Here is a 2,200-nt window from a genome sequence, read left to right as displayed (position 1 = left end):
ATTATGTTGTTATAAGTAATTATATCGTATATTTTACACAAAGTACACTTTACATAGAAAAACTATTATATATTAATTTAAATTTATCTTAATAATAAAAATAGCGGTCACTAATAAAAACCAAGTTACCGCCACAATAATTAACAATTAACCATTCACAATTAACAATTGCTTTTCTTATTCATTTAAATATATATTATACTGATTCTCTAACTCCTGTAACTTTCTTTCTAACTTACTATCACTGTACTCTTCATCTGCAAATACTAGCTTAAATATAGCTTTATATAGCTTATCTTTTAGTATATATATGCTCATATTTTGATCTTCATAGGTTAATTTAGGTTTATTTTCTCCACTTTTTATTTTTTGTAATTCTTCTGCTTTTATCTTCAATGCTTTGTTACTTAAGTCTCTATTTTTCTCAAGCTCTTTTATTTTACCTTCTATATCTTTATTTACTGGATAAAATAATAGCACATATGGTTCACTTTTGGTATTATAAAGCCTCATCTGCACTTCATCGCTTAATAAATAATCTATAAGTTTTATTCCCCCATTTACATTTCTTCCGTTTTTATTTACCAAGAATCCTCCCAATGATAAATTTCTATCTCTACTCACAATATTTGATACTACTATCTTATTTTCTTTATTTCTTTCGTTTGTTACATAAGAGTAAAGTCCATGTTCTCCCGTATATCTGAATATATAATCTTGATGATATTTTATAAATCTTTTATATTCTTCTTTCCCTTGTTCTGATATTTTTTTAGTGGTGAAATATGCATTATAGTAATCTTCCTCTTTAAAATCTTTTGGCAATATATATTTTCCCCCAAAAAATTCTTTCCTTAACCCTTTAATACACTTTTTCATTTCTTCTGTATTTATATTTGCTTCTTTGTTTTTTATATCTATAATATCCAGTTGATTAATATTATAGTCATATATATCTCTTATAAGGTGTCGTCTTAGTTTTACTTCGTTTTTTTGTAACCATTTATTTCTAATAATTTTATAGTCCTGCCAACTATAATTATATTCGAGTTCTTTTATACCTAGATAATCCAATTCATCTTTATCTATTAGAAAATTTTCAATTTTCATTCCTATTGGTATAAAATAATTGTCTTTATCTTTTATAGCATCATATATTTTATTTAAATTTTTTAATTTGCCATCTAAATTTAAAGCCACACCACTATCTGTATATATCTTTATTGGAGTTTCACAAAGGTATATTAATGTAGGTCCCTTATCTAGATATAATTTGGTATTTAACTTTTTAAAAAACTCCTCTTGAGTTTCTCCTTTTATAATATCGTACTTTATTTTTAATCCCGTTTCTTTTTCAATTTCATCAAGATCGTATATTAGCATCAGAAAATTTACTCGATAATAAATATAATCATCTTCCCAAATAGCTATTGTTACCTCATCTTTATTTGTTTCTTCTAATAAGTTATTTGAAATTGATTTTTTATCAGTGTCTCCTTGGAAACATCCCGATAAGATCATTACTAATAATATAAAAAGCATAAATATTCTTTTCATTCCATCCCCTCCTAATTTATAAGAGTATTTATATATGTAAAAAATTCATTTTTTTTATCAGCTTTTTTCTTAGAGCTATATTGCCAAATTTTTTTCTATTTTAAATATAAACATATTATCCTATTATGAAATATACAAAATCCACTACTTCAATAACAAAAATAGCGACACCTCCTAAACCTAAGCTGTCGCCACAATAATTAACAATTGACCATTCACAATTAACAATTGTTTTTCTTATTCATTCAAATATATATTATACTGATTCTCTAGTTCCTGTAGCTTTCTTTCTAACTTACTATCACTGTACTCTTCATCTGCAAATACTAGCTTAAATATATCCTTATATAGCTTATCTTTTAATATATATATACTCATATTTTGATCTTCATAGGTTAATTTAGGTTTATTTTCTCCACTCTTTATTTTTTCTAATTCTTCTGCTTTTATCCTCAATGCTTTATCACTTAAGTCTTTATTTTTCTCAAGCTCTTTTATTTCACCTTCTATATCTTCATTTACTGGATAAAAAAATAATACATAGGGTTCTCTTTCTGAATTATAGAGTCTCATCTGCACTTCATCGCTTAATAAATAATCTATAAGTTTTATTCCCTCATTTACATTTCTTCCGTTTTTATTT

The 2,200-nt window shown here is 25.0% G+C and carries 2 protein-coding genes; both read right to left on the bottom strand.

The annotated features are described in order from the left end of the window. Nucleotides 1–177 precede the first annotated feature (177 nt). Complete coding sequence (locus V6137_RS20880; RefSeq protein WP_425449882.1) at nucleotides 178–1,557, bottom strand: hypothetical protein; 1,380 nt, start codon at nucleotides 1,555–1,557, stop codon at nucleotides 178–180. 237 nt (nucleotides 1,558–1,794) lie between these two features. Then, the coding region (locus V6137_RS20875) for a hypothetical protein (protein WP_425449881.1) at nucleotides 1,795–2,200 on the bottom strand (406 nt) is incomplete at its 5' end.

The organism is Dethiothermospora halolimnae, from assembly GCF_037577855.1.
Lineage (GTDB): Bacteria > Bacillota > Clostridia > Tissierellales > VENL01 > Dethiothermospora > Dethiothermospora halolimnae.
The sequence above is the reverse complement of the archived record's forward strand: the minus strand, read 5'-3'. Positions and strand labels throughout refer to the sequence as shown.